Genomic DNA, 22,714 nt, shown 5'->3' on the forward strand with positions numbered 1-22,714 from the left:
GCCCCTGGGGAGGCCGTTCGCTCCGATCCGCGAGGTGCGGCGACCCGGCCGCGACAGCCGGCGGCACGCTGTCCAGCGAGTGAAATGGCCGAGCGCCCACCGCGCGCCCTGGCATAGATTCGGCTCTGTGACAGTGGCAAGACAGCAGGTAACGCAAGCCCGCAGGATCGTCGTCAAGGTCGGCTCGTCCTCCCTGACCACCGCGGCCGGCGGACTCGACGCCGACCGCGTCGACGCCCTCGTCGACGTGCTGGCCAAGGTCCGCAGCGGCGGCGAGAAGGAGATAGTGCTGGTCTCTTCCGGGGCCATCGCCGCGGGCCTCGCGCCACTGGGCCTGGCTCGGCGCCCCAAGGACCTGGCCCGCCAGCAGGCCGCAGCCAGCGTCGGCCAGGGCCTCCTCGTCGCCCGCTACACCGCCTCCTTCGCGCGCTACGGCGTACGCGTCGGCCAGGTGCTCCTGACCACCGACGACACCAGCCGCCGCGCCCACTACCGCAACGCCTACCGGACCCTGGACCAGCTGCTCGACATGGGCGCCGTCCCCGTCGTCAACGAGAACGACACGGTGGCCACGGACGAGATCCGGTTCGGCGACAACGACCGTCTCGCCGCGCTCGTCGCCCATCTCGTACGGGCCGATCTGCTGGTCCTCCTCTCCGACGTCGACGGCCTCTACGACGGGGACCCGGCCAAGCCCGGCGCCTCCCGGATCGACGAGGTACGCGGCCCCGCCGACATTGCCCACGTACAGATCGGCAGCGCGGGCAAGGCCGGCGTCGGCACCGGCGGCATGGCCACCAAGGTCGAGGCGGCCAGGATCGCGGCCGCCGCCGGCGTCCCCGTCGTCCTCACCTCCGCCGTCCGCGCCGCCGACGCCCTTGCGGGCCGCGCCACCGGCACGTACTTCCACAGCACAGGGCGCCGCTCCGCCGACCGGCTCCTCTGGCTCGCCCACGCCTCCACCCCGCAGGGCTCCCTGACCCTGGACGACGGCGCGGTACGGGCCGTCGTACACGGCAGGAAGTCGCTCCTGCCGGCCGGGATCGCCGGGGTCGAGGGCGAATTCAGCGCGGGGGACCCGGTCGAACTGCGCGATACCGCGGGCCACGCCGTGGCCCGCGGGCTCGTCAACTTTGACGCCAAGGAGATCCCGCAGCTCCTCGGCCGCTCCACCCGGGAACTCGCCCAGGAACTCGGCCCGGAGTACGAGCGGGAGGTCGTACACAGGGACGATCTGGTCGTCCTGCACCCCTGAAACGGCTGAAAGTCCAGTCTTCTGGCAGAGACCTTCACCAAAAGCGCCCCACGCTACGCCCGGGACTGGTCAACTTTGTTGCGGAGGAATGGCGGGGTACAGCAACACGACACATGCAACAGGAGGCCGCCGGTGCGACGAGCGCGCCCAGGGGATGTGCCCCGCGGGACGGGGGGCGTCCCCCACGGCCGCAGGGCCGTGGGCGAGGAACGAGCCCTGACCAGCGTCGGAGCGGGAGCGGACTTCGACGACGGCCAGGCGGGCCACGGCACGGACACGGCCAGGGAGACGGATACCCGCGGCGAAGAGCGTGTGCAGTCGAAGCTGTGGCACATCACTCTCAGCGTCTCCGGCGCCGAAGCCCCGCTGAAGGAGGTCCGGCGCGGTCTGGAGCAGCTCGCGCACGATCACCCCTTCCTGCTGACCAGCCGGTACGCCAACGACCACGCGGAGATCCGCTACTGGGAGGAGGCGCGGGACCTGCACGACGCCGCTGCGGTCGCGCTGCGGCTGTGGGGCGAGCACCGCTCCAGCGCCCAGCTGCCGCCGTGGGAGATCGTGGGCCTGGAGGTCATCGACCGCCAGACGTACCACCAGCGCATCGCGGAGGGCTACGGCCCGCCGCCCGCCGCCCCGGTGGGCGTACACCCCTTCTGAACGCACCTTCTGAACCCACCACCCACCTTCTGAACCCACCTTCTGAACCCACCACCCACCTTCTGAACCCACCTTCTGAAGCCCTCCCGCCCCTTCCGCCCCTTCCGTCCGGACCCCGTTCCGCCCCTTCCGTCTCACTTCCGTCTCGTAGTGCGGGATACGTGATGGACGCCCGCGGGGAGGCCATTACCCTGCGGGTATGACCTCGCTCTCGCCGTACGACAACCTCTCCCCGGTCGCCAAGGCCGCCTACCGGGCTCGTGGCGCCGCCGCCGACCTCGCGCCGCTGCCGCGGTCGGCCAAGGACGATGCGCTGCTGGCGATCGCGGACGCGCTCGAGGTCCGTACGAGCGAGATCGTCGCGGCCAACGCCGAGGACATCGCGCGCGCCCGGGAGGCCGGCACCAGCGAGTCGATCATCGACCGGCTCACCCTGACCCCGGAGCGGGTGCGGGCCATCGCCGCCGACGTCCGGGACGTGGCCGCGCTGCCCGATCCGGTCGGCGAGGTGGTGCGCGGCTCGACCCTGCCCAACGGCATCGACCTGCGCCAGGTCCGCGTCCCCCTCGGAGTCGTCGGCATCATCTACGAAGCCCGGCCGAACGTCACCGTGGACGCCGCCGCGCTCTGTCTGAAGTCCGGCAACGCGGTGCTGCTGCGCGGCTCCTCCTCGGCGTACTCCTCCAACTCCGCGCTGGTCAAGGTTCTGCGGGACGCGGTCGGCGGATCCGGCCTGCCCGCCGACGCGGTGCAGCTCGTACCCGGTGAAAGCCGCGATTCCGTACGGGAGTTGATGCGCGCCCGCGGCCTGGTGGACGTCCTCATCCCGCGCGGCGGCGCGTCCCTGATCCGTACGGTCGTCGAGGAGTCCATCGTCCCGGTCATCGAGACCGGCACCGGCAACTGCCATGTCTACGTGGACGCCCAGACCGATCTCGACATGGCCGTCGACATCCTGATCAACTCCAAGGCGCAGCGGCCGAGCGTCTGCAACGCAGCCGAGACGCTCCTGGTCCACCAGGACATCGCGGCCGAATTCCTGCCGCGCGCGCTGGACGCGCTGGCCGAGGCCGGGGTGAAGGTGCACGGCGACGAGCGGGTGCTGGAGTACGCCGACGCCACCAAGGCCACGATGGTGGCGGCCACGGCCGAGGACTGGGAGACGGAGTACCTCTCGTACGACATCGCCGCAGCGGTCGTCGACTCGCTGGACGCGGCCGTCGCCCACATCCGGCTCTGGTCCTCAGGGCACACAGAGGCGATCGTCACCACCTCGCAGGCGGCGGCCCGCCGGTTCACCCAGTTGGTCGATTCCACGACGGTCGCCGTGAACGCGTCCACGCGTTTCACGGACGGCGGCCAGTTCGGATTCGGCGCCGAGATCGGAATCTCCACGCAGAAGCTGCACGCGCGCGGCCCGATGGGTCTGCCGGAGCTGACCTCGACGAAGTACATCGTGACAGGAGACGGTCACACTCGGTGATCGTCAAGGGGGCTGTGCGGGGCGTCACTCGGGCAGGGAGAGTTCACGCTCTCCCTGCCCAAACCGACTGGCCCGGTCTACTCTGAAGGCGTGCCGGACGACGTGGGGGGCAAGCCGTTTCCGGACGGCTGGGAGCCCGACGACGACCGCGGGGGCGCGGACGAGGACTTCGCCTCCGTGGTGTTCGACGAGGACTTCGTACGGGCCGCCGAGATCCATGAGCCGACCGCCGTCGAGCGGCTGCTGGCTGCCGCCGAGGCCCGCGCCGAGGCCGAGGCCGCACGCGGCAGACGCCGCGGCGGGGTGCCCGACGAGGAGCTCTACGACGAGGGATACGGCCCCGGCGGGGGATACGGCCGGGAGCGGGCGTACGACGATGACGACGGCACGGATCCCGACGACGAGTACTCCGGGCCCTACGGACGGCACGGCGGCGCCCTGCGCCCCTACCGCGGCAGCGCCCGCTGGCACCGTCCGGTGGCCTGGATCCTCGCCCTGCTGATGGGCATCGGGATGGTCGCCCTCGCCTTCACGGCCGTCTACCGCGGGGCGGCGGGCAACCGCCAGGACCGGGTCCCGCCGCCCGCCACTACCGGCGTCGACGCCACACCCACAACCGGCTCTGCCACGGCCCGGGTGGGCGGGCCCTCGGCCTCCGCGGAGTACTCGGCGCCGCCGGTTTCGGCGGAGCCCCGCACCCCCTGAGCAGGCTCTGTACGCCCCCTTGTGCGCCCCCTCTACGCCGCGTCTGCAATCCCATCGGACGACTGCTCCAGGGCCCTGGCGCGACCGCTCAAGGGTCCTTGGACGGCCACGTAGGAACTCGTCGGAGTTTGTCGCGCACCAGCGCGTTTACCGCGGCCCCGCCAGACCTACCCTGAAAGTATGGCTGGGCGCGGAGACCCGCCTGAGGGGACACCCGAGGGACTCCCCGGCGGTGGTGAGGACGAGTACCGATCCGTCGTCTTCGACGAATCGTTCGTGCGGGCTGCCCGGCTTCAGGAGTTCTCGGCGCAGGAGCGGATGGGCGAGCACGCGCGAGCCGTGCGCAGCCTCCCCGCCTGGGGGCGCAGAAGGGGTTCCAGACAGTTCCTGGTGCTCATCCTGCTGGTCGCGATGGCTTTCGGAACGGCCATATACCTGGGCATCCGACATCCGTACCAGGCACCGGTCGCCAAGCACGCAGAGCCGCTGCGGATCACGGTGATCCCGCTGGCGCCGCAGGGCCCTGTCCCGGGTGGCATCCCCGCCGACCTGTATGCGCACAGCCCCGCCGCGCAATTCCGTATCGGAGCCTCGGGAATCAATCTGCCCGCTGCCCAGCGCACCAAGAACTTCTCCGAGGGCCAGGTGATGACGGCCCTGACCACCGCGAAGGACTACCTCGTGCAGTCCTCCCTCAACCCCGATGTCCTCACGGGCGGTGCGGTGCGGCCGGTGCGGGTGCTGCTCGACCCCGACCAACTGGAGCAGTTCGACCGGAGCATGGCCACCCCGGCCGCCGACGGCCGCCATGCCGCCACCGGCTGGCTGGTGCGCTACGACGCGGCGAAAGTGGCGCTGGCTGACCCTCAGGTGCGGGTGCAGGGCACGCTGCGCATCGCCGAGGCGGGGCCCGACGCCCTGGAGGTGACGTCGGACCACACCTTCGCCTATGCGCTGCGGCCGGTCGGCGTGAGCGGGCCGGCCTCGCTGTTCACCGTCCGCCGTGAGCTGCACTTCCGCTTCGACCGGGACGATCTGAACCAGCATCGCGCGGAGTTGCTGGTCAGCTATGTCCAGGCCGGCCCGCAGGCCTGCTCCGCGGACGCGTCCGGCACCCTGCGTCCGCTGCTCGCCGGCGAGCGGGCGACCGCGGGCGGCCCGGCGGGCACCGACCCGTATGCGACGGGCCAGGCCACCGCGGCGCTCTGCGGCTCGCTTGCGCCCGGAGCTCAGCCCTCGCCCTGACCGCGGTCGCTACCGCTCGGCTTTCGCCCTGACCGCTGCCGCTCCCGCTGCCGCTCCCGCTGCCGCTGCCGCTCCCGCTGCCGCTCCCGCTGCCGCTCCCGCTGCCGCTCAGCTCTCGCCCTGGCCGCCGCCGCTCCCGCTGCCGTTCTCGTTCGCCGGACCGCTGCCGTTGCCGCTGTCGTTGCCCTTGCTCCCGCCGGAGCTTCCGCCGCTTCCGCTGCCGCCCGCGCCGGTGAACTTGTCCCGGAGCTTGCCGCCCAGGTCGCCCGCACCGCCGGCTATGTCGCCGACCAGCTTCATCAGGGGATCCTTGCTGGTGCGCACGGTGTCGGCGTAGTGCGCGGCAGACTCGCGGAAGGAGTCGGACACCGAGGCGTCCTTGTCCTCCGTGCGCCGCGGGTAGTGACCGTCCATGATCCGCTGGTGGTCGCGGCTCTCGGCCCACTTCTTCAACTCGGCGGCGCGCACCGTGGTGAACGGGTGCGAGCGGGGCAGCATATTGAGGATCTTCAGCACGGAGTCGCGCAGATCGCCGCCCGCCTCGTACTCCTCGGCCTGCTGCAGGAACGCGTCGACGTTCATCTCGTGGAGGTGGTTGCCGCCGGCGATCTTCATCAGGCCGCGCATCGAGGCCTGCAGGTCCTGGCCGACCAGCAGCCCGGCGCGGTCCGCCGAGAGTTCCGACTTGCGGAACCACTCGCGCAGCGCTGTGACGATCGCCATGATCGCGACATTGCCGAGCGGGATCCACGCGACCTTCAGCGCGAGATTGGTGAGGAAGAGCAGGATCGTGCGGTAGACGGAGTGGCCGGAGAGCGCATGGCCCACCTCATGCCCGACGACCGCCCGCATCTCCTCCTCGTCGAGCAGCTCCACCAGCCCGGTGGTGACCACGATGATCGGCTCGTCCAGGCCGATGCACATGGCGTTGGGCCGCGGGTCCTGTGTGACGTACATCGAAGGGACCTTCTCCAGGTCCAGGATGTAGCAGGCATCCCGCAGCATGCTGTTCAGATGCGCGAACTGGGCGTCGCTCACCCGCACCGAATCGGAGAGGAAGAGCAGCCGCAGGCTGCGCTCCGGCAGCAGTCCGCTCAGCGCCTTGAAAACGGTGTCGAAGCCGCTGAGCTTGCGCAGGGCGACCAGCGCCGAGCGATCAGCGGGATGTTCGTACGCCCGTGAAGAGATGCCCGGGAAGCGCTTGCGCTGCCTGCTCGGCACGCTCTCGTGACTGCTTTCGGTCATTCAAGCCCCCTGTTGGCCCCTGTTGGTGCTAATACCGGCTCGTCCCCCTGACGGACCCCAGCGTAGGTGCTGGAGCTACGGTGTGGCGGGGGCTGTGGATAACTGAGGAGTACACCCGACATGCCGGACACCGCCGCACTGTTCGCCGCCGCATCCGAGCAGCAGGGACTGGGCAATGCGCTGCGCATCCTGCTGATCGCGTCGATCGCCGGAGCGGCCGTGCTCGCCTGGTTCCTGCTGCGCGGCTACCGCGGAAACGGCGCCGACGACCAGGACAACGACTGAGTCGCCGTGAGCGTGCCCGGACCTCCCGCATACGATGTCCGCGAAGTCTCTCCGCCCGTCCGATTCCCGAGTTCCGACTCCCGATCGATAGGTCCTGCTGAAGATGAGCCTCGCCAGCACCGCCGCCAACCTGGTCACTCTCGCCGAAGGCGCCGAGCACGGTGGCAACCACGAAAGCCTCAACCCCTACCTCACCGGCGGCGGCGCGCTGTTCGTGCTGCTTCTGATGCTGTGGATCACCACCCGCTTCAACCGCGACCGCTGAGTCCGGGCCGTGCCGCCGTGCCAGTAGGCTCTGCACGCATGGGAGAGCAGGAAGTGCCTACCGGTTCGGGTTCCGGTCCCGGCAAGCGCCGAATCGGCGTGATGGGCGGGACGTTCGACCCGATCCACCATGGACACCTGGTGGCCGCCAGCGAGGTGGCCGCTCTGTTCCACCTCGACGAGGTGGTGTTCGTGCCGACCGGGCAGCCGTGGCAGAAGAGCCACAAAGCGGTGTCTCCGGCCGAGGACCGCTATCTGATGACGGTCATCGCCACGGCGTCCAACCCGCAGTTCTCGGTGAGCCGCATCGACATCGACCGCGGCGGCCCGACCTACACGATCGATACGCTGCGGGACCTGCGCTCCCTCAACAAGAACGCGGATCTTTTCTTCATCACCGGAGCCGACGCGCTCTCCCAGATCCTCGGCTGGCGCGACGCCGAAGAGCTGTTCTCGCTCGCCCACTTCATCGGTGTGACCCGGCCGGGTCACGACCTGACGGACGACGGGTTGCCGGAGGGCGGGGTCTCCCTGGTGGAGGTTCCGGCGCTCGCGATCTCGTCGACCGACTGCCGGGCTAGGGTCGCGGAGGGTGATCCGGTCTGGTACCTGGTGCCGGATGGTGTGGTGCGCTACATCGACAAGCGCCAGTTGTACCGCGGCGAGTGAGCCACGGAGAGGGGCACCGGTGAACGACCAGCAGAACCCGTACGACCCGTACTACCAGCAGCCGCAGATCATCGGCTACGACGAGTACGGGCAGCCGGTCTATCAGCAGCCCCAGCCGTACGACCCCTACGCGCAGCAGCAACCGCAACACTCTCAGCAACCGCAGCAGTCACGGCAACCCCAGCAGCCGCAGGGTCAGGACCAGGGCTACGGATACGACCCGTACGCCCAGCCTCAGCAGTACGACCCGTATGACCAGCAGCAGGCCCAGCAGCCGCAGGGCCAGGGTTATCGGTACGAGGGCTACGGCTACGACACCGGCCAGCAGCCCGCCGCCGTCGACACCACCCAGCAGTGGAGCATCCCGCAGCAGCACCCGGCCCCGGCCGAGCCGCCCGCGCAGTCGCCCGAGGCCGCGCGGGCACGCGAGCAGGGGCAGGCCGCCGTGCCCGGGCAGCGCCGGCCCGCGCCCGACCGTGACTACCGCACCGAGCAGTTCTCCTTCATCGAGGAGCCCGACGAGGACTCCGAAGACGTCATCGACTGGCTGAAGTTCACCGAGAGCCGCTCCGAGCGGCGCGAGGAGGCCAAGCGCCGCGGCCGCAACCGCATCGTCGCGCTCGTCGTCGTCCTCGCGCTGGCCGTCGTGGGCGGCGTCGGCTACCTCTGGTACGCGGGCAAGCTGCCCGGCCTGTCGGACACCGGAAAGAAGAACAGCACGGCGACCGGACCGCAGAAGCGGGACGTGATCGTGGTGCATCTGCACAACACCAAGAAGAAGGGCACCTCCACAGCCCTCCTCGTGGACAACGCAACCACCAAGCAGGGCACCACCGTCCTGCTCCCCAACTCCCTCTCCGTCGGCAACGACGACGGCACCGCCACCACCCTCGGCAAGTCGGTCGAGGACGACGGCTCAACGGGTACCCGGGAGGCCGTCGGCACCCTCCTCGGCGCCAAGATCACCGGCACCTGGCGGCTCGACACCCCGTATCTGGAGAACCTCGTCGAGCTGGTCGGCACCATCGACCTGACCACCGACACCGACGTGCCCGGCGCCAAGAAGGGCGAGGCGCCGCTGGTGAAGAAGGGCGAGAACCAGACGCTGAACGGCCGCGCCGCCGTCGCGTACGCCACCTACCTCGGGCCCGGCGAGGCCGAGGCGAAGCAGCTGCAGCGCTTCGGGCAGGTCATGCAGGGCGTCCTGAAGAAATTCCCGGACGACCCGAAGACTGCGACCGTCACCGTGGAGACGCTCGCGCAGATCCTCGACCCGTCGCTGCGTGAGAGCGATCTGGGCGCCTCACTCGCCAAGCTCGCCGAGCACGCCAAGGGCGGTGACTACAAGACGGCGCTGCTGCCGGTCCAGCAGGACGGCACGCTCACCGCGCAGGCCGCCGACAGCGTCGTCAAGGACGTCCTGGGCGGCAAGGTCACCGCGCCGGACAAGGACGCGGCCGTCCGTGTCGGGATCAAGAACGCCACCGGGAAGACCAGTGCCACGGAGAAGGCCCGGATCGACCTGGTCAACGGCGGCTACTCGGTGCTCGACGGCGGCAGGGCGGACACCGCGTCGACCTCGCGCGTCACCTACGCGGACGAGGCGCAGAAGGCGAAGGCGGCAGAGGTCGCCAAGACCCTGGGCCTGCCGGCGAGCGCGGTCAAGAAGGGCGATCCCGCCCCCAACGCCGACGTCTCCGTCGTCCTCGGCAAGGACTACAGGACTGAGTGATCAAGGCTGCATGATCGGGGCCCTGATCAGGGGCGAATAAACACGGCAAGGGCTGTCGGTGGTCCGTGAGACCCTTGAGGGGTACCTGACCGACGACGAAAGCCTGCTTGTGACCGCCACGGATCGCTCCATCGAGCTCGTCAATGCCGCCGCCCAGGCGGCAGCCGACCGGCTCGCGCACGACATCATCGCCTACGACGTCAGCGACGTGCTGTCGATCACCGACGCCTTCCTGCTCGCCTCCGCGCCCAACGACCGCCAGGTCAAGTCGATCGTCGACGAGATCGAGGAGCGGTTGAACAAGGAGCTCGGCGCCAAGCCGGTGCGCCGCGAGGGCGACCGCGACGCCCGCTGGATCCTGCTCGACTACGTCGACATCGTCGTGCACGTCCAGCACAGCGAGGAGCGTGTCTTCTACGCCCTGGAGCGGCTGTGGAAGGACTGCCCGGAGCTGCCTCTCCCCGAGGACGCTCTGAAGACCCGCGGCAGGGCCGAGGAGCACGCACGGCTCGTCGGCGACCCGGACGGTGAGCTGAGCTGAACGGCGGCGACAACAGCAAGCGCAGCGGCACCGGCAGAGGGCGCCGCGTCGTCCTGTGGCGGCACGGCCAGACGTCGTGGAACCTGGAGCGCCGCTTCCAGGGCTCCACGGACATAGAGCTGACCGAGACCGGCGTCTCCCAGGCGCGCCGGGCCGCCCGGCTCCTCGCCTCCCTCAGGCCTGACGCGATCGTCGCCTCCGACCTCAAGCGAGCGGCGGCGACGGCGGGCGAGCTGGCCGAGGTCACCGGGCTCGACATCTCCTACGACGCCGCCCTGCGCGAGACGTATGCGGGTGCCTGGCAGGGCCTGACCCACGACGAGATCGTCGCTCGGTACGGCGAGCAGTACGCCGCATGGAAGCGCGGCGAGCCCGTGCGTCGCGGCGGCGGCGAGCTGGAGACCGAGGTCGCCGACCGGGCCGCTCCCGTGGTGCTGCACCACGCCGAGAAGCTGCCCGACGACGGCACGCTGGTGGTGGTCAGCCACGGCGGCACGATCCGTACCACCATCGGCCGGCTGCTCGGTCTGGAGGCCCACCACTGGGAGAGCCTCGGCGGGCTCTCCAACTGCTGCTGGTCGGTGCTCGGCGAGGGCGCGCGCGGCTGGCGTCTGCTCGAGCACAACGCCGGCACCCTTCCGGAACCGGTCCTCGGCGACGACGACTGACCCCGCCCGGGCCCGGCCCTCGGCCTCGCACCCCCGGATTTCACTTTCCGGCAGGTCGCAGGCTAAAGTTCTTCTTGTTCGCAGCGCCGAGCGCGAAGAACACGCGGGGCTATAGCTCAGTTGGTAGAGCGCCTGCATGGCATGCAGGAGGTCAGGAGTTCAATTCTCCTTAGCTCCACAAGTTCCACAATCCGGGTCCCGTCCTCGATCAGAGGGCGGGATTTCGCGTTTCAGTCGCGCAGTTCGCGCAGCTTCTCGATCCGTATGAGGCTCTCCTCGTCATTCGGGGTATAGGCGACGATCCGGCACTCCGGCATTCCGTTGATCGACAGCGATACGGACGTCATCCGCACCTCGCCGATGGCCTTGTGCCGGAACGTCTTCACTCGCGGGCCCGGCGGGACGACGTTCCCGCTTTCCCACAGTTCGGTGAAGTAGCCGCTGGCGGCCGTCAGCCGGTGGATGAACGACTCCCAGGCCGGCTCGCCCACATGCCGTCCGTACGCACCGCGCAGCTGCGCCACCATCAGCGGCAGCTCCGACTCCCGGAAAACCAGCGGGCAGTCCGGCTCGGCCACCGTGAACAGCCTCCACAGCGCATTGCGTATACCGAGGTGCTCCGGGCGGGGCGCGAACAGGTCGCGGTATGCGGCGTTGGTCGCCAGGATGTCGTACCGCGCGTTGTAGACCGCGGCGGGGCGCGGGTCGAGCGCGTCGATGAGGCCCTGGATGTCCGGGCCCACACTCTGCACGTCCTCCTGCCGGTCCGGTGCGTACGCCACCTCCGCCAAGTGGTAGAGATGCTCGCGCTCCGGCCGGTCGAGCCGGAGGGTGCGCGCCACGGCGTCCAGGACCTGCGCCGACGCGTTGATCGGGCGGCCCTGCTCCAGCCAGGTGTACCAGGTGACGCCGACGCCGGAGAGCTGGGCGACCTCCTCTCGGCGCAGCCCGGGTGTACGGCGCCGGAGCCCCGGCGGCATGCCCACATCGGCGGGCGTCACCCTCGCCCGGCGACTGCGCAGGAAGGCGGCCAGCTCGGGTCTGCGGCGGTGGTTCGCAGCGCCCGCGGTGTTCGTCGTCGCCGTCATCGTGGTCACATCCCCCATGGTCGAGGCACCGGCCCGTCCTTGCCAGGTGCTGTCAGTACCAGCATCAGCGGGCTCTCGTTACCCGTACCGGAACGGCGTCAGGCTCGCTGCCATGACGACGACCTCTCCGGAAAGTCCACTTCTCAGTAAAGACCCCGGCACTGACAACCGGCCACGCCTGCTGCTCGCGATCGTGCTCGCCGCGCAGTTCATGGCGCTCCTCGACACCTTCATCGTCAATGTCGCCGCCCCCACCATCCGTACCGAACTCGACGCGTCCGGCGCGGGGTTGCAGCTGGTCATCGCCGGTTACACGATTTCGTACGCCGTCCTGCTGATCACCGGCGCCAGGCTCGGCGATCTGCTGGGGCACCGACGGGCCTGTCTGGGCGGGCTGTTGCTCTTCACCGCCGCCTCGCTCGCCTGCGGACTCGCCGCGGGCACCGGCCAGTTGATCGCGTTCCGGCTGGTCCAGGGCGCGGGTGCGGCACTGATGATCCCCCAGGTGCTCAGCCTGATCCAGCGGAACTTCACCGGCGAGGAGCGGGTGCGCGCGCTCGGCGCGTACTCCGCGGTCCTCGCGACCGGAGCCGCCGCCGGGCAGGTCGTCGGCGGTGTCCTGGTCAGCGCGGACCTCTTCGGCGCGAGCTGGCGGCCGGTCTTCCTGGTGAACGTGCCGATCGGCCTCGCGCTGCTGGTGCTGGGCGCGCGGGTGCTCCCCAAGGACCGTCGCGACGAGCCTGAGCGCGCCCGCGGCCTCGACCTGCCCGGTCTCGTGCTGCTCGCCGCCGCCGTGTCGCTGTTCACCGTGCCGCTGGTGCTCGGGCAGGAACAGGACTGGCCGGCCTGGTCGTGGCTCTCGCTCGGGGCCTCCGCGGTGCTCTTCGGCTGCTTCCTGGCGTACGAGTCGAAGCTGGCGGGGCGCGGGGGCGCCCCGCTCATCGCGCCGCGCGTGCTGCGCATCGCGGGCATGGGCCGGGCCGTGCTGCGGATCATCCTGGTGATGGCGGTGAACGCGGGCTTCCTCTTCGCGCTCACCCTGCATGTCCAGGGTGGTCTCGGCCACAGCGCGCTCCGCGCGGGGCTGATGTTCGCGCCGACCGCGCTGATTTTCGGAGCGGTCGGGCTGACCTGGCGGCGCTGGCCCGCGGGTCTGCAAAAGGCACTGATCCCGGGCGGGTTCGCGCTGACGGCGCTCTCGTGCGTCGCGGTCGGCGCGTTGCTGAGGGACGGCGGCGACGGCGGGCTGTGGCTGTATCTCGCCTTCATGGGCGTCGGCGCCGGTCTGGCGCTCGCCTTCAGCCCCACCCTCACGAGAGCGCTCGCGATCGTACGTCAGGAGGACGCGGCTGACGCGAGTGGCCTGCTGGTGACCGTCACTCAGCTCGGACAGCTGATCGGTGTCGCCGCATTCGGCACACTCTTCCTGAATCGGCAGACAGTACCCGGGGTACTGGAGTCCGCCGACGCGCTGTGGGTGTGCGCCCTCGCGCTGGCAGCCGCGTCGATCTTGGGTGCGATGGCCGGTCTCGTCAGCGAAGGAATGGCGATGGCCACACGCAAACGCCGCTGACCCTCTTGCGTGGCCATGGCAGAATCGGACGGCCGGAGGGGACACCGGCCAGGACGGGAGGGAGAGCACGATGTCCGCCAGCAGCAGCGAGGAGGCCGATGACCTGCTTGCCACTGCGGAGGTGCGCGCTCGTCTCAGTTGCCCGTCCTGTGGATCGGGGCATGTCGCCCAAGTCCTCGGCGACAATGGTGGAGTTTCCTACGTGTGCACGGCCTGCGGCCATAGCTGGAGCTGAATGATGGGTGCACACAGGCGTAAATGCGACTGGTGCGGCGGTGGTACGCCCATCGTTCGGGACATGGACCCGATCAATCCCGAGTACCAGTACTGGTGCGAGGAGTGCGCACGGGCGCTGATCATAAAGGGCGACCCCATCGAGACGTACAGAGAGCTCGAAGGGGAGCCGATCTACGGGCGGCTCCTGGACGAGCACTGCACTCTGAAACGGTTCTATTCATTCGCCACAGCGTGACCAGGAGGGTCGCGGCCGTCAGCGAATAGAGGGCCGAAAGGACCATCTGGCCGCTGTTCTGGGCGAGTTCGAGCCGTCCCGGCCCGTGCGGTACCCACCACAGGGCGTACGAACAGAACACCAGCCCCGCTGCCGCCCGCCCCCTGCTGCCGCGCGCCACGAAGAGCAGCACCATGGGCACGCACCACACCCAGTGGTGCGACCAGGAGACCGGGCTGATCAGCAGTGCCGTCGCCGCGCAGGCCACGACCGCGCAGGCCCGGTCGCCGCGCAGCGCCGCACCCACGGACACGGCGAGCCCGGCCACAGCGACAAGAGCGGCCGCCACGACCCACCACGGCCCCGGATCGGGAGTGTGGAGCAGCCGGGCGAGGACCCCGCGCAGCGACTGGTTTGCGGTGTCCTCGGCGTGGCCGACCCGGCCGGCCGCGAAGATCATCCGGGTCCAGTAGCGCTGGGAGTCGTACGGCAGGACAGCGGCGGCCGCGAGCGTCGTGCCGAGGAAGACCGCGGCTGCTGTCGCCGCCCGCCGCAGCCACGGGTTCCAGCCCTCGCGCCGGGCCCGTACAAAGCCTGCGATCAGCAAGAAGAGCGCGAAGAGCGCGGGCGTCAGCTTCACGGCGGCCGCGCACCCAATGCCCGCGCCCGCCCACTTGTGCCCATCGCGGCGGGTGATGTCCCACAGCACGGCGACCGCAATCAGCAGATTGATCTGGCCGTAGCGGAGCGTCGTCCACACCGGTTCGCACCACACGGCGGCCGCGGCAACCCAGAGCGTCGCCGAGCGCCGGTCCATGTGCGGGTGCGTCAGCCGCAGCGACAGGTCGACGAAGGCGACGAGCAGGAGCAGGTTCCCGGCAGTGGCCAGGGCGCGCATCTCGGGGACGCCGAGCAGGGTGAGCGGCGTGAACAGCAGGGCGGCGAACGGCGGGTAGGTCGTCGGGAGGTTCGCCTTGGTGGTGCGCATCGCGTAGAGATCCGCTCCGGCGCGTACGGTCTCGCCCTCCGCCCGGTAGACCATCAGGTCGATCATGGAGACGTCGGCGGCGCGCTGTGCCATCCAGAAGGCGGTGAAGGAGAGCAGACAGACCGAGGCGGCGGCAAGGGCGGGACGTCGGGCACTGGACAGTGCGATCACGGTCACGAAGGTGGACGTTACCGGCCCAGTCCCTACAGACCGGAAACGATTTGGTGATGCACTGGAGGGAGCGTTAATGTTGTCGACGTCGCCGCGAGGGAGACCTTCGATCAAGGTGGCACATCGCAAGGGGCTATAGCTCAGTTGGTAGAGCGCCTGCATGGCATGCAGGAGGTCAGGAGTTCAATTCTCCTTAGCTCCACAGAAGCACAAGACATAAGGAAGCGGGCCATCCGGATCGGATGGCCCGCTTCTTCGTGTGCCCCTGGGGTGTGTCCCCAGGGGGCGTCAACTGCGGCCGCTGCCAAGCGCCTTGCGGTTGCTCGACGGCAGGGCGGGGCGGGTGGTCGGCGACGGGGCGGGTCCCTGCTCGATACGGAGCGCCAGCGCGGGGCACCGGCGTACGGCCCGCTGTGCGCGCCCCCGCAGATGCATCGGAACCGAGGCGTCAGCGAGCGCCGGATAGCCGTCGGGACCGAGCCGGATGAGCTCGGGGACGATGTCCGCGCAGAGCCCGTGGCCCTGGCAGAGCGTCCAGTCCACGGCCAGCTTCTCGCCGCTCGGAATCGACTCCTCGGCGTCCTGGTAGCCGGGCCCGGGAAGCGGCAGCACGCCGGTCGTCTCGCGCCCGCAGCCGCCGTCGAGCACATGCGCGGCGAGGTCGTCCGTGAAGGCGGACAGGGTCGAGGCGAAGAAGCGCGCCGAGCCGTCGGGGTGCTTGCACGCGCCGCGGCCCTTGACGGCCTGCGTCACCTCGCGCAGCGCCTCCAGGGCGGCGGGGCCGCCGCCGTTCATGACGTCGGACAGGCCGCCGGCCGCGGCGGGCAGGCCCAGCTTGCAGGGGCCGCACTGGCCGGCGGTCTCCGCGGCGAGCCAGTTGGCCACCCGCAGCGCCTCGCCCAGCGGGCAGGTCTCGGGGCCGATCGGGAGGATCGCGCCCGCGCCAAGGGAGCCGCCCACGGCTGCCAGCGATTCGCGCGAGACGTTGGCCTCGTGGACTGCGACCGAGTCGATCCAGTTGCCGTGGTAGCCGCCGGTGAGCACGCCCTGGGGGAGCGGCGGGGCGCCCGCCAGCTGCAGTACGTACCGCAGCGGGACGCCCGTGGGGACCTCGACGACCATGGGGCGCGCGACAGCCCCGGAGATCGTCAGCATGACCGTGCCCGGCTCGGTGTCCAGGCCGGTGTTGCCGTAGCGGCGCGCGCCGATACGGGCGCCGATGGCGAGCTGTGCGTACGTCTCGGCGTTGGACAGCAGGGTCGGGGCGCCGCCGACGCCGGTGTCGGAAGCGCGCTCGCGGCGGCCGGGCGGCAGCGCGGGGCCGCCGTTCACGGCACGGATGACCGCGGAGGCCTCGCCGGAGACCATGCGCTCCGGCGTACGGACCACCCGCGCGCGCAGCTGCTGTCCACGCCGGTCCGACAGGCCGCGCTCGGCCAGCGCGGCGCGCATGGAGATCTCCGTGGAGTTGCGGGTGACCGCGACCACCAGGGTGCGCGCGCCGAGCGCCTCCGCGGCGAGCAGGGCGCCGTCCAGGATCAGATGGGGGGCGCGGTTGAGCAGCACGGTGTCCTTGCGGCAGGCGGGCTCGCCCTCACTGCCGTTGACCACGACGACGGGCCGCACCCCGCGTCGTATCGCGGACTTGGCTACGGCACGTAGCTTCTGCCCGAAGGGGAAGCCCGCGCCGCCGCGGCCGCGCAGGGATATGTCGTCGGCGAGCTGGGCGAGCAGCTCGCCGGTAACGGGCTCGAGAGGGCCGTGCACCTTGAGATGCATCGGGAGGTCCAGGCGCTCGACAAGGTCGAACCCCTGCGTCAGCTGGGGAAGGCCGACGACACGAACCTCGGGGACATCAGGGAGGGGGGTGTTCACGGTCGGTCTCCTGCGGGCGTGTGCCAGGGCTCTCCGGCCGGGGGCGGAAAGAGGGGGCCGGGCATGGTCGCCGTGTCGTCGTACGTGTCGGCGGTGCCGGTGGCGTACGGGGAGGAAGGTGCTTCGTACGGGGGAGCGGGGTCGTAGGAGGCGGGAGCGGGAGGGGGCTCATAGGCCAGAGGGGGCTCGTATGCGGGAGGGGGCTCGTAGGCCGGAGGGGGCTCGTACGCGGGAGGAGCGGGCGTTTCGAGAGGCTCGGGCCGGAAGGCCTGCGCGGGCGGCGGCGGTGACGGGGTCGGCCACAGACCCTGCCGGGAACCCGACTCCGAGACGACGGGGATCTCCTCGGTCATCGGTATGCGCTCGGCCAGCGGGGCCGTCTGGTCGCCGGCCAGGGAGACCGCGCGGTACGCGGCGGAGATCCCGGGGCCGGGCCCGATGCCGCTGCCGACGGTCGGCTCGGCCTCCGGGAGCGGCGGCACCTCGTAGAGATTGGGCGAGGGCGGCGCGAGCCGTCGGGGCTGCGAGCGCGGCCGGCCGAGGGAGGACTGGCGCTGGAACTCCTGCTCGTGCGGGCGCTGGGAGGGAATGCCGTTCATGCCGTTGAGGCCGGCCGGTCCGGTCACTCCGGCCGCGCCGGGGAGCGGGGACGTGGTCGGATCGCGCCGTAGCTGCTCGTCCGCGGCAGACCGGTCGTCGCCCGAGCCGGTCAGCGACATGATCTTGGTGGCGATTCTCCGCTGCACCGGCCGCGGCATCAACCGCAGCGACACGGCGACGGCGACGCCTGCGAGTGCCAGGCAGTACATCGTCACGACCCAGGTCGCGGCGGGCCGGCCGGTGAACAGGCCGTGCACCAGCGCGGAGCACCAGGCCGGGTAGGCCAGCATGTGCAGCGGCCGCCAGCGGCCCGCTACCCGGATGTTGCCGGCCAGGGCGCTGCGCAGCGCGCCGGTCGTGGCGGCGATCACCATGAGGAAGCCGGCCAGCGAGCCGAAGCCGATCAGGCCGGACGTACCGGTGACGCCGAGTCCGAACGGGACCAGGGCGCCGATCGCTTCCACATGGCCCAGCGACACCTTCACGGTGGCGTGCAGCAGCAGGAAGCCGAGCGAGGCGACCGCGGTGGCCCGGTGGATGCCCTGGGCAAGGAGGCGGTGGCGCGTGGAGAGGAGCAGCCGGTCGGTGGCGATCAGGCCCCACGCCACGGAGGCGGTGAGGGACACCAGGGACAGCACCCCGGTGGTGAAGTCGAGCGCGGCGCGGAAGTTGTCGCTCCCGCCGACGGCGAGCAGGGGTAGGAGCACGAACGCCGCGACGGACAAGCCGCCTTGCACCGGGCGGCTTAGCCCGGTACTCGGCGCTGGCGACGAACGGCTCTTGCGATGAGGGTTCATGGGGCGACTCCGAATGGTGCGGGAAAGGCGGTCCCGTTGACGCATGCTAGGTCCACCCATACCGGGCAGTACGAGGTTTGAGCGTTTAGAGAGCGGAACCACAGCCAACTGACTCTGGGGTTGCCCTGGATAGGGTCGATACGCGGGGTAACCCCGGCGACCGGAGGCATCTGGAAGCGCGGTTCAGGGGGCGCGCGGAGGGCGTGCGGCGGGTGCTCGGGGGGCGTGCCGAGGAGTGGCGCGCGCCTTTCGGTGCGGATGCGGTGCGGCGGCCGGGGCCGCTGGGGATGGCTGCCGAGACCTCACCGGAGTCCGTCGAGGGCCCTTCGAGGGCTCTTCGGGATTGGTCTCATGCGCCCGGTTCGCTCGCTGCGGTACCCTGACGCCATGCGTGCCGTACGCCTTCTGCTTAGCGAGCCGCGCTGATCAGTCCCGACGGATGAAAGATCCGGTTGGAATCGGCGCGGCGTCCCCTCCTGTGCGAGGGGTTTTTTCGTTTGTGGAATCCGCTGGCAGAGACGAATCGATGGAGCTTCAACGATCATGAGCGAGACCAACCCTGCTGCTGCTGAGGTAACTGCAGCGCACCGCTACACGGCTGCCATGGCCGCCGACATCGAGGCACGCTGGCAGGACTTCTGGGACGCCGAGGGTACGTACGAGGCGCCGAACCCATCGGGGTCCCCCCGCTCGAGCGAAGCCGAGAGTGGGGGAGGTGACCTGGCCGGGGATCCCGCACAGGTCGCCAAGCCCAAAAAGTTCGTCATGGACATGTTCCCGTACCCCTCGGGCTCGGGTCTGCACGTCGGGCACCCCCTGGGCTATATCGCCACCGACGTCTTCGCCCGCCACCAGCGCATGACCGGACACAATGTCCTGCACACCCTGGGCTTCGACGCCTTCGGCCTGCCCGCCGAGCAGCACGCGGTACAGACCGGCGAGCACCCTCGGGTCACCACCGAGGCAGCCATGAACAACATGAAGTCCCAGCTGCGCCGGCTGGGCCTGGGCCACGACAAGCGCCGGTCCTTCGCGACGATCGACCCGGACTACTACAAGTGGACCCAGTGGATCTTCCTGCAGATCTTCAACTCCTGGTACGACGAGGACGCGAACAAGGCCCGTCCGATCGACGAGCTGGTGGCGCAGTTCGAGAGCGGCGAGCGTGCGGTGCCGGGCTCCACGCGCGCGTGGAGCGAGCTGAGCGCCTCGGAGCGCGCCGATGCGCTGGGCGAGTACCGGCTGGCGTACGCCTCCGACGCGCCCGTCAACTGGTGCCCGGGCCTGGGCACCGTACTGGCGAATGAGGAGGTCACTGCTGACGGACGCTCCGAGCGCGGCAACTTCCCCGTCTTCAAGGCCAAGCTGCGGCAGTGGAACATGCGCATCACCGCCTACGCCGACCGGCTGCTGGACGACCTGGACGCGCTGGACTGGCCCGAGGCGATCAAGCTGCAGCAGCGCAACTGGATCGGCCGCAGCGAGGGCGCACGCGTCCACTTCTCGGTCGACGGCCACGACGACGCACAGATCACGGTCTTCACCACCCGCCCCGACACGCTGTTCGGCGCCACCTACATGGTGCTGGCACCCGAACACGGCCTGATCGACTCCATCGTCCCGGCCGAGTGGCCGGAGGGCACCAGGGAGGCCTGGACCGGCGGCGCCACTCCGGCCGAGGCGGTTTCCGAGTACCGCAAGCAGGCCCAGACGAAGAGCGATGTCGAGCGGCAGACCGAACACAAGGACAAGACCGGTGTGTTCACCGGCGCCTACGCCCTGAACCCGGTCACCGGCGAACGGATCCCGGTCTTCGTCGCCGACTATGTACTGATGGGCTACGGCACCGGTGCCATCATGGCCGTACCCGGCCAGGACGAGCGCGACTGGGAGTTCGCCGAGGCCTTCGACCTGCCCATCATCCGTACCGTCCAGCCGCCTGACGGCTGGGAGGGCGAGGCCTTCACCGGACAGGGCCGGGCGATCAACTCGTCGAACGACGAGATCTCACTGGACGGCCTGGACGTCGCCGAGGCCAAGTCGAAGATCACCGAGTGGCTGACCGCCCGCGGAATCGGCGAGGGGACGGTCAACTTCCGGCTGCGCGACTGGCTGTTCAGCCGACAGCGCTACTGGGGCGAGCCCTTCCCGATCGTCTACGACGAGGACGGCATCGCGCACGCGCTGCCCGAGGCGATGCTGCCGCTGGAGCTGCCGGAGGTCGACGACTACTCGCCACGTACGTTTGACCCGGACGACGCGGACACCCAGCCCGAGACGCCTCTGTCGCGCAACGAGGACTGGGTCAATGTCGAGCTGGACCTGGGCGACGGCGTCAAGCGCTACCGCCGGGAGACCAACACCATGCCCAACTGGGCGGGTTCGTGCTGGTACGAGCTGCGCTACCTGGATCCGCACAACAGCGAGAAGCTGGTCGACCCGGAGATCGAGCAGTACTGGATGGGCCCGCGCGAGGGGCAACCGCACGGCGGTGTCGACCTGTACGTCGGTGGCGCGGAGCACGCCGTACTGCACCTGCTGTATGCGCGGTTCTGGTCCAAGGTGCTGTTCGACCTGGGACACGTCTCCTCGGTGGAGCCGTTCCACAAGCTGTACAACCAGGGCATGATCCAGGCGTACGTCTACCGGGACAGCCGCGGCTTCCCGGTGCCGGCCGCCGATGTCGAGGAGCGGGACGGAAAGTTCTACCTCGAGGGCGAGCCCGTCAAGCGCGAGCTGGGCAAGATGGGCAAGTCCCTGAAGAACGCCGTCACTCCGGACGAGATCTGCGCCGAGTACGGCGCGGACACGCTGCGGCTGTACGAGATGGCCATGGGGCCCCTGGATGTGTCGCGGCCGTGGGACACCCGGGCTGTCGTCGGCCAGTACCGCCTGCTGCAGCGGCTGTGGCGCAATGTCGTCGACGAGGCGACCGGTGAGGTCACGGTCGTCGACACCGAGCCCGACGAGGCGACGCTGCGTGCGCTGCACAAGGCGATCGACGGCGCCGGACAGGACCTGGCGGCCCTGCGCTTCAACACCGCCATCGCCAAGATCACCGAGCTGAACAATCATCTGACCAAGGCGGGCGGCCCGCTGTCGCGCAGCGTGGCGGAGCGGCTGGTGCTGCTGATCGCCCCGCTGGCCCCGCACATCGCCGAGGAGCTGTGGCACAAGCTGGGCCACACCGACTCGGTCGTGCACCAGGACTTCCCGGTCGCCGACCCGGCGTATGCCGTGGACGAGTCCGTGACCTGCGTCGTGCAGATCAAGGGCAAGGTCAAGGCGCGGCTGGAGGTCTCCCCGTCGATCTCGGACGAGGAGCTGGAGGCGCTGGCGCTGGGTGACGCGGCGGTGGCCGCGGCGCTGGGCGGCGCCGGCATCCGAAAGGTGATCGTGCGGGCGCCGAAGCTGGTGAACATCGTCCCCGCGTAGCGCACACGTGCGGGCAGGGGTTTCCCCTACGGGCAGGTTGGGGGTTCCGATGGAACCCTCGGCCTGCCCGTTCCGTTTACGGTGGAGAGACAACAGCCGACGCCGGAGGGGCGCTCATGGAAGCCGCGATTCTGATACTGACGCTGCTTTTCGTCGCCTTCGTGGCGTTGGGGGTGTATGTCAGCGTGAAGGTCATCGGCGCGGCCAAGCGCGGAGTGGAGCGCACGGTCACGCAGGCGCGCCGCACCGTCGAGGAGACGACACTGCGGGCGAAGAGCTATGGGCAGGGCGGTGTGGCCGGCGAGCTGGCGCAGCTGCGGCTGTCGCTGCGTACGTCGATGAGGGCGACGCAGGACGCGCTGCACGCGGGCGTCGCGGAGGACGCCTCGCTGTCCGAGTCCCTCGGACTGTTCCAGCGGCTGAGCGTGCACGGCCACGAGCTCGACGACGAGCTGAAGCGGCTGGAGCGCGAGCCGGACCGGGCGACGGTGGCCTCGCTGCTTCCCGGGCTGCGCGAGCGTACGGAGCGGATCACGCACTCTGCCGAGTCTCTGAGGTGGGCGGCGCGGGACCGGGCCCGGAAGTTCGCGGAGGATGATCTGGATGCGCTGAGCACGCAGATCGACGTCGAGGCGGGAGCGTTGCGGCACTGGTCGGAGGAGGAGACGCCGGACGGGGCTGCGGCGTCTCAGGCGGCTCAAGCTGCGCCGGCGTCGTGGCCGGAAGCCGGGGCCGATCACGGAGCGGTGCGCGAGCAGACGTGGCCGGAGGCGGGGGCGGGTGCGGGGGTTGAAGGTGGGCCTGAGGCCGGGGCCGGGCCCGGTGCTGAGCCGCAGCCGCAGGCGATCACGGCGCGCGATCCTCGGCAGCAGACGACGTATCCCTGGCAGAAGACCGCCCGTCCAGAGACCACGAATTGACCCACCGGCGGTCCGTCGGCGGTCCATTGGTGATCCATCGACGGTTCCTCGACGGTTCCTCGGCGGT

Annotated in this window: 19 protein-coding genes, 2 tRNA genes and 1 pseudogene; 17 read left to right on the plus strand and 5 right to left on the minus strand. The window is 70.3% G+C overall.

The annotated features are described in order from the left end of the window. The first annotated feature begins 127 nt into the window (after positions 1 to 127). The 5 genes from proB to ACH492_RS20875 all read left to right on the plus strand — a co-directional run bounded on the left by proB (position 128) and on the right by ACH492_RS20875 (position 5,345). Positions 128 to 1,255 (plus strand): glutamate 5-kinase, encoded by a 1,128-nt coding sequence (gene proB, locus ACH492_RS20855; protein ID WP_398988620.1) that lies wholly within the window; start codon positions 128 to 130, stop codon positions 1,253 to 1,255. 132 nt (positions 1,256 to 1,387) lie between these two features. Then, on the plus strand, positions 1,388 to 1,912 hold the full coding sequence (locus tag ACH492_RS20860; protein WP_398988622.1) for a hypothetical protein: 525 nt from the start codon (positions 1,388 to 1,390) through the stop codon (positions 1,910 to 1,912). A 199-nt stretch (positions 1,913 to 2,111) separates the two neighbouring features. Continuing rightward, a complete protein-coding gene (locus tag ACH492_RS20865; protein ID WP_398988624.1) occupies positions 2,112 to 3,395 on the plus strand; it encodes a glutamate-5-semialdehyde dehydrogenase in 1,284 nt (427 codons plus the stop codon). A gap of 90 nt (positions 3,396 to 3,485) precedes the next feature. After that, on the plus strand, positions 3,486 to 4,100 hold the full coding sequence (locus ACH492_RS20870; protein WP_398988626.1) for a hypothetical protein: 615 nt from the start codon (positions 3,486 to 3,488) through the stop codon (positions 4,098 to 4,100). A gap of 180 nt (positions 4,101 to 4,280) precedes the next feature. Continuing rightward, positions 4,281 to 5,345 carry a hypothetical protein gene (locus ACH492_RS20875; protein ID WP_398988628.1) on the plus strand — a complete coding sequence of 355 codons (1,065 nt, stop codon included), beginning with the start codon at positions 4,281 to 4,283 and terminating at the stop codon, positions 5,343 to 5,345. A gap of 108 nt (positions 5,346 to 5,453) precedes the next feature. Here ACH492_RS20875 and ACH492_RS20880 read toward each other — a convergent pair whose 3' ends face one another. Next, a complete protein-coding gene (locus ACH492_RS20880; protein WP_398988630.1) occupies positions 5,454 to 6,590 on the minus strand; it encodes a M48 family metallopeptidase in 1,137 nt (378 codons plus the stop codon). 120 nt (positions 6,591 to 6,710) lie between these two features. On the opposite strand from ACH492_RS20880, the gene ACH492_RS20885 reads away from it, so the two are divergent. The 7 genes from ACH492_RS20885 to ACH492_RS20915 all read left to right on the plus strand — a co-directional run bounded on the left by ACH492_RS20885 (position 6,711) and on the right by ACH492_RS20915 (position 10,927). Beyond that, positions 6,711 to 6,875, plus strand: coding sequence for a hypothetical protein (locus ACH492_RS20885; protein WP_398988632.1), 165 nt, complete (start codon positions 6,711 to 6,713; stop codon positions 6,873 to 6,875). 103 nt (positions 6,876 to 6,978) lie between these two features. After that, positions 6,979 to 7,140 (plus strand): hypothetical protein, encoded by a 162-nt coding sequence (locus tag ACH492_RS20890; protein WP_307663568.1) that lies wholly within the window; start codon positions 6,979 to 6,981, stop codon positions 7,138 to 7,140. Positions 7,141 to 7,178: 38 nt separating this feature from the next. After that, positions 7,179 to 7,808 (plus strand): nicotinate-nucleotide adenylyltransferase, encoded by a 630-nt coding sequence (gene nadD, locus ACH492_RS20895; RefSeq protein WP_398988634.1) that lies wholly within the window; start codon positions 7,179 to 7,181, stop codon positions 7,806 to 7,808. Positions 7,809 to 7,827: 19 nt separating this feature from the next. Next, complete coding sequence (locus ACH492_RS20900) at positions 7,828 to 9,540, plus strand: LCP family protein (RefSeq protein ID WP_398988636.1); 1,713 nt, start codon at positions 7,828 to 7,830, stop codon at positions 9,538 to 9,540. Between the two features lie 109 nt (positions 9,541 to 9,649). Next, entirely contained in the window at positions 9,650 to 10,081 is a 432-nt protein-coding gene (rsfS, locus tag ACH492_RS20905) for a ribosome silencing factor (RefSeq protein ID WP_398989201.1), read from the plus strand. Further along, complete coding sequence (locus ACH492_RS20910; RefSeq protein WP_398989203.1) at positions 10,078 to 10,749, plus strand: histidine phosphatase family protein; 672 nt, start codon at positions 10,078 to 10,080, stop codon at positions 10,747 to 10,749. Before rsfS ends, ACH492_RS20910 begins: the two co-directional genes overlap by 4 nt. A gap of 105 nt (positions 10,750 to 10,854) precedes the next feature. After that, positions 10,855 to 10,927 (plus strand) — tRNA-Ala (locus tag ACH492_RS20915). 52 nt (positions 10,928 to 10,979) lie between these two features. On the opposite strand, the gene ACH492_RS20920 is transcribed toward ACH492_RS20915, so the two are convergent. Next, positions 10,980 to 11,855, minus strand: coding sequence for a helix-turn-helix transcriptional regulator (locus ACH492_RS20920; RefSeq protein ID WP_398988638.1), 876 nt, complete (start codon positions 11,853 to 11,855; stop codon positions 10,980 to 10,982). A gap of 94 nt (positions 11,856 to 11,949) precedes the next feature. On the opposite strand from ACH492_RS20920, the gene ACH492_RS20925 reads away from it, so the two are divergent. Both ACH492_RS20925 and ACH492_RS20930 read left to right on the plus strand, forming a co-directional pair. Next, positions 11,950 to 13,410, plus strand: coding sequence for an MFS transporter (locus tag ACH492_RS20925; RefSeq protein ID WP_398988640.1), 1,461 nt, complete (start codon positions 11,950 to 11,952; stop codon positions 13,408 to 13,410). A gap of 238 nt (positions 13,411 to 13,648) precedes the next feature. Next, positions 13,649 to 13,882, plus strand: coding sequence for a hypothetical protein (locus ACH492_RS20930; RefSeq protein WP_307665976.1), 234 nt, complete (start codon positions 13,649 to 13,651; stop codon positions 13,880 to 13,882). Here the strand turns inward: ACH492_RS20930 and ACH492_RS20935 are convergent. Beyond that, a pseudogene (locus ACH492_RS20935) lies at positions 13,809 to 15,026 on the minus strand (glycosyltransferase 87 family protein); the annotation flags it as partial. The gene ACH492_RS20930 and the pseudogene ACH492_RS20935 overlap by 74 nt on opposite strands. A 123-nt stretch (positions 15,027 to 15,149) precedes the next feature. Between ACH492_RS20935 and ACH492_RS20940 the strand changes: the two are divergent. Further along, positions 15,150 to 15,222: transfer RNA gene (locus ACH492_RS20940), tRNA-Ala, on the plus strand. 86 nt (positions 15,223 to 15,308) lie between these two features. On the opposite strand, the gene ACH492_RS20945 is transcribed toward ACH492_RS20940, so the two are convergent. Beyond that, entirely contained in the window at positions 15,309 to 16,895 is a 1,587-nt protein-coding gene (locus ACH492_RS20945; protein WP_398988642.1) for an NADH-ubiquinone oxidoreductase-F iron-sulfur binding region domain-containing protein, read from the minus strand. Then, positions 16,892 to 18,220, minus strand: coding sequence for a hypothetical protein (locus ACH492_RS20950; protein ID WP_398988644.1), 1,329 nt, complete (start codon positions 18,218 to 18,220; stop codon positions 16,892 to 16,894). Before ACH492_RS20950 ends, ACH492_RS20945 begins: the two co-directional genes overlap by 4 nt. Positions 18,221 to 18,835: 615 nt before the next feature. On the opposite strand from ACH492_RS20950, the gene leuS reads away from it, so the two are divergent. Next, positions 18,836 to 21,727 (plus strand): leucine--tRNA ligase, encoded by a 2,892-nt coding sequence (gene leuS / locus ACH492_RS20955; protein ID WP_398988646.1) that lies wholly within the window; start codon positions 18,836 to 18,838, stop codon positions 21,725 to 21,727. A gap of 116 nt (positions 21,728 to 21,843) precedes the next feature. After that, positions 21,844 to 22,647 carry a hypothetical protein gene (locus ACH492_RS20960; protein ID WP_398988648.1) on the plus strand — a complete coding sequence of 268 codons (804 nt, stop codon included), beginning with the start codon at positions 21,844 to 21,846 and terminating at the stop codon, positions 22,645 to 22,647. Positions 22,648 to 22,714: the final 67 nt, after the last annotated feature.

Origin of the sequence: Streptomyces sp. NPDC019443 (genome assembly GCF_044389785.1) — a bacterium.
In the GTDB taxonomy this organism is placed as follows: Bacteria; Actinomycetota; Actinomycetes; order Streptomycetales; family Streptomycetaceae; genus Streptomyces.